General features: G+C 69.9%; 4 protein-coding genes and 1 pseudogene. 3 read left to right on the forward strand and 2 right to left on the reverse strand.

Annotated elements, in window-relative coordinates:
* Window positions 1-235: 235 nt before the first annotated feature.
* Window positions 236-645 (forward strand): annotated as a pseudogene (locus tag Q8A52_RS48605) (ATP-binding protein).
* Here the strand turns inward: Q8A52_RS48605 and Q8A52_RS48610 are convergent.
* Both Q8A52_RS48610 and Q8A52_RS48615 read right to left on the reverse strand, forming a co-directional pair.
* Window positions 642-1145 carry a hypothetical protein gene (locus Q8A52_RS48610; protein WP_316765113.1) on the reverse strand — a complete coding sequence of 168 codons (504 nt, stop codon included), beginning with the start codon at window positions 1143-1145 and terminating at the stop codon, window positions 642-644. The pseudogene Q8A52_RS48605 and the gene Q8A52_RS48610 overlap by 4 nt on opposite strands.
* A 194-nt stretch (window positions 1146-1339) precedes the next feature.
* Window positions 1340-1954 (reverse strand): YceI family protein, encoded by a 615-nt coding sequence (locus tag Q8A52_RS48615; RefSeq protein WP_316765114.1) that lies wholly within the window; start codon window positions 1952-1954, stop codon window positions 1340-1342.
* A 172-nt stretch (window positions 1955-2126) separates the two neighbouring features.
* Here Q8A52_RS48615 and Q8A52_RS48620 point away from each other — a divergent pair, with 172 nt between their 5' ends.
* The gene (locus tag Q8A52_RS48620) at window positions 2127-4442 is read left to right on the forward strand and encodes a polysaccharide lyase 8 family protein (RefSeq protein WP_316765115.1); all 2316 of its coding nucleotides are present in this window, start codon (window positions 2127-2129) and stop codon (window positions 4440-4442) included.
* Between the two features lie 154 nt (window positions 4443-4596).
* A partial coding sequence (locus tag Q8A52_RS48625; protein WP_316765116.1) for a carboxyl transferase domain-containing protein occupies window positions 4597-4820 on the forward strand: 224 nt, incomplete at its 3' end.

A 4820-nucleotide genomic window follows, 5' to 3' on the forward strand; every position in this document is an offset into this window, starting at 1 on the left:
GACACAAGCAGGCCCTGCTCGCGCTCGCCCGCCGCAGGCTGAACGTCCTGTGGGCGATGATCCGTGACGGAGAGTGCTATCAAGGTTCACCTCCCGTCACAAGAGCGGCTTGACATCACGATTGGGAAGTCCTTTCCCCCGTGCACACTCGAAGTCCTCGTAGTGGAGTCGTAGCAATCAGAACTACGACTTCACTCGTTGGTCCACTCTAGTGACGCACAGTGACACTGACCTCATGAACGCGGAACCCCAACACCCCCACACCCGCGAGGCGTTCTACCGCCGCGACCGCAGATCCGTACGTCTGGCCCGAGAGTTCACGCACGACACCCTCACCGACTGGGCCGTGGCCGAGCGCAGCCACGACGTACTGCTCTGCGTGAGCGAACTCGCCACCAACGCGCTGCTCCACGGCGCGCCGCCGGGCAGGGGTTTCGCGCTGCACCTCGCCCTGGACGGCGACGGCGTGCTGCGGTTGGAACTCCACGACAGCGGCTGTGGCACGGTCCGGGTCCCGGACCCGTCCCGGAGTCGGAGTGCGGCCGGGGGCTCCTGCTGGTGAGTGTTCTCGCGGACAAGTGGGGGGTGGGGGAGCGGAGCCCGGGCAAGTTCGTATGGTGCGAGTTCGAGGTGCGTGAGTCCTAGTCCCCGGTCCACTTCCGAAGCAGCGCCTCGCGCTCCTCGCGGGGCGGGGTGCTCTCGGCGGCGTGGTCGCGGCGCCAGGCGAGCAGGTCGCCGATGGCCGTGCGGCCGTCGGCGAGGCGTTCCAGGAGGGTGCGGGAGAGGTCGTACTCCTCCGGGGTGTAGATCCCGCCCGTGACGGCGGAGAAGACGCTGACGTGGACGGCGTCGTCCTCCACGGTCTCCACGCGCACGGTGTAGGCGGGTGGGAGGTAGCCGTCGCCGGTCACCGCCACGAGCAGCGAGTCGAGGGCGACGGAGGCGAAGCGCCGCGCGGCCGACCGCACGGCCACGTCATGGACTTCGATCCGCCGAACCTCGCTCCAGCTCCAGTCCCTCTCGTGATCGATGCCCAGGGCCTCGACGCCGTGTTCCGTCAGACGCACGGCGGACGCCGTGCCCACCGGCTCGGTCCCCACGTACACGCAGTCCTCGGTGATCCAGAACAGGCCGACCATGGCCATCGGTGTGCCTCCCCCAACGGTGTCGGCTGGTGAGACGCCGCGGGTGGCCGCAGGGTTGCTCGTGCAAGGAGGACGAACCCCGCGCGGGCACGCGAGCGCCCGCCCTCCGACACGGGGGAGTGAAGGGCGGGCGCGCTCAGGGGCGTGAGACGTCGGGCGAGGTGACGGCCGTTTCAGGCTGTCCCGCCGGAGGCTCACGCGTTCTTGATCGCCGAGATGTCGAAGATCAGCTTGATCTTGTCGGAGACGAGGACGCCACCGGTCTCCAGCGCGGCGTTCCAGGTGAGCCCCCACTCGGAGCGCAGGATCTCCGTCTTGCCCTCGAAGCCGACGCGCTCGTTGCCGAAGGGGTCCTTCGCGGAGCCGTTGAACTCGAGGTCGATGGAGAGCGGCTTGGTGACGCCGAGGATCGAGAGGTCGCCGGTGATGCGGTAGTTGTCGCCGCCCAGGGCCTCCGCCTTGGTGGAGCGGAAGGTCATCGTCGGGAACTCGTCCGTCTTGAAGAAGTCCGACGACTTCAGGTGACCGTCGCGGTCGGAGTTGCCCGTTTCGATGCTGTCCATCTTGACGTCGAGGGACGCGGTGGACTTCGCCGGGTCGGAACCGTCCAGGTGCAGCGAGCCCGTGAAATCGAGGAAACCGCCCTTGACGTTCGTGACCATGGCGTGGCGGGCCACGAAGCCGATCGTGGTGTGAGCCGGGTCGATCGTGTACTCGCCGGTGAGCGCGGCCAGCTCCGGGTTCACGGTGGCCTGCGCGGCGGCGGGGGCGGCGGACTCGGAGGTGTTCTTGCGGCCGAAGATGCCCATGACGTTGCTCCTTTGGGGACGGAAGTCTTGATGTTGAATCTTCAATGAGGTCAACACGGACGACCGTAGTGCTATTCCGTTCAATATTCAACATAGTCCACCGGCGTGTTTTCGCCAATACGGTGCGTCACGAGGTTCCCCTGTGAAAGGTGCGGTGGTAGACGCCAGAGGCATGACCTCCACGCGCCGCACCTTCCTGACCGCCGCCCTGCTCGCGAGTGCCCTGGCCCCAGGCGTTCCGACCGCCCGCGCCACCGGAACGGACCCCTGTGCGGCCCTGCGTCACCGCTGGCTCGACATCGCCCTCGGCACCGGTTACGACCCCGCCGCGGAGCCCTATGCCTCACGCCTCGCGCAGACCGGCGAGCTGGCCCGCGCCTTACGCGTCACCATGACCCCGACGGCCACCTCCCTGTGGCCAGGACACCCCTTCGACCCGCCCGCCGGCATCACCCAGAGCTACAGCCGCCTGTGGACGATGACCCAGGCCTACGCCCAGGCCGGTACCGGCTCCACTGGCGACGCGGCCCTCCTCGCGGACGTCCTCCGCGGCCTCGACCACCTCTCCGCCACCGTCTACAACCCAGCCACCACCCGCTACGGCAACTGGTGGGAATGGCAGATCGGCAGCCCCCGCCTCCTCATGGACATCACGGCCGCCCTGTACGACCACCTCGGCGACGCCCGCATCGCCGCGGCCTGCGCGGCCGTCGACCACTTCATCCCGGACAGCGCGCTCAGGGACTACTCCGGGACCTCCACCGGCGCCAACCGCGTCGACCTGTGCCGCTCCGTCGCCCTGCGCGGCGTCCTCGGCCGGGCCGGTGACCGCATCGCGCTCGCCCGTGACGCGCTGTCGCCCGTCTTCCCGTACGTGACGAAGGGGGACGGGCTGTACGCCGACGGCTCGTTCGTCCAGCACACCTGGGTCGCCTACTCCGGCACGTACGGACAGGTCATGCTCGACGGCCTCGGCCGGCTCTTCGCGCTTCTCGCCGGCTCCCCGTGGGAGGTCACCGACCCCGGCAGACGGAACGTCCTGGACAGCGTCGAGCGGGCCTACGCGCCGCTCATCCACGACGGCTTGGTGATGGACGGTGTCAACGGCCGTGCCATCAGCCGCGGTTATCTCACCGACGACGACCTGCACGTCATGCGCAGCGACCACTACCACGGGCAGGCGCTCATCGCGGCCGTCACGCTGCTCGCGGGCGGTGTGGACGAGGGCGAGCGGGAGCGGTGGTACGGCCGGATCAAGGGCTGGATCCAACGGGACGACGTCACGCCGATTCTGACGGGTCGGCAGTTCGGCGTCGCGGACCTCGCCCGGCTGCACGCAGTCGCCGGCTCACCCGTACCGGCCGCCCCCGCGCCCGTCGGCCATCACCTCTTCGCCGCCATGGACCGCGCCGTGCACCGCCGCCCCGGATTCGTCGCCGGCATCTCCATGAGCAGCGACCGGATCGCCCATTACGAGTGCGGCAACGGCGAGAACCCGCGGGGCTGGCACACCGGCGCCGGAATGCTGCAGTGGTGGGCCGACGGCCCGAGCGATCAGTACACCGACTGGTTCTGGCCCACGGTGGACTGGTACCGGCTGCCGGGCACCACCGTCTCCACCGGGCGCCTCGCCGACCGGGCCGGCGGCGAATGGGGCGCGCCCAAGCCGGACGTGCGGTGGGTCGGCGGCACCACGGACGGGGAGTACGCGGCGGTCGGGCAGCATCTGAAGGGTCTCGGCTCGACGCTGGAGGCCCGCAAGTCGTGGTTCTGCGTCGCGGACGCCGTGATCTGCCTCGGTGCCGGGATCACCTGCGCCGACGGGGTGGCCGTCGAGACGGTCGTGGACAACCGGAACCTGGGGGAGGGCGGCACCCAGGCCCTCCTGCGCGGCCGGTCCTGGGCCCACCTGGAGGGGCACGGTGGCTGGGTCCTGCCATACGGCGGCGACCTGCACGTTCTGCGCGAGGACCGCACCGGCGCCTGGTCGGACATCAACACCACGAGCACCGCGGAGCGCCGCACCCGGCGCTGGCAGACGCTGTGGCTCGACCACGGAACCGACCCCACCGACGCCGCCTACGTCTACCTCCTCCTCCCCGGCGCCTCCCGCCACGCCGTCGCCGCCCGCGCGGGCGACCGCCACTGGCTGTCCGTCCTCGCCAACGACGCCCGGGCGCAGGCGGTCGCGGTCCCGTCCCTGGGTCTGACGGCGGCCAACTTCTGGCAGGCCGGTACGGCGGGGCCCCTGAAAGCATCCGGGGGAGCGAGCGTCCTGGTCCGGCAGCACGGCCGTACGGCTACCCTCTGCGTCAGCGAGCCGCCGCGCACGGGCGCGCCGCTGGAGATCGTCTGGGACTGTCCCGTGGACTCGGTGGTCCGGGCGGACGCCTCCGTCGAGGTACTGTCGACAGGCCGCCGTTTGAGTCTCCGCGTCACTCCGGGGATGGCATGTGCCACGCAAGAATGTGAGGTGGCTCTCCGGTGACGGCTTTGTGGCACCTCTACAACGCCGATGCCCTCTGAGCAGTCGGAAGGCCTGCACGCCGTCGAGGTTCTGTTCAGGGGTACCAGGAAAACGGGCCGGAGACTGTACGGAGTCGACGGCTCGCTTTGCTTGCTGTCCTTCGTAAGGTCACTACATGACCGTTGTGGAAGAGAAGACGGGCGAGCCGACCGGCGAGCCGACGGACGCGCGCGGGCGGGTCGCCGAGCTGCACGAGATTCGTGCGCAAGCAGTGGCGGGCCCCAGCGAGAAGGCGACCGAGGCGCAGCACGCCAAGGGCAAGCTGACGGCGCGGGAGCGGATCGAGCTGCTCCTGGACCCGGGTTCCTTCCAGGAGGTCGAGCAGCTGCGGCGGCACCG

It is taken from the genome of Streptomyces herbicida, from assembly GCF_032656585.1.
GTDB classification, from domain to species: domain Bacteria; phylum Actinomycetota; class Actinomycetes; order Streptomycetales; family Streptomycetaceae; genus Streptomyces; species Streptomyces herbicida.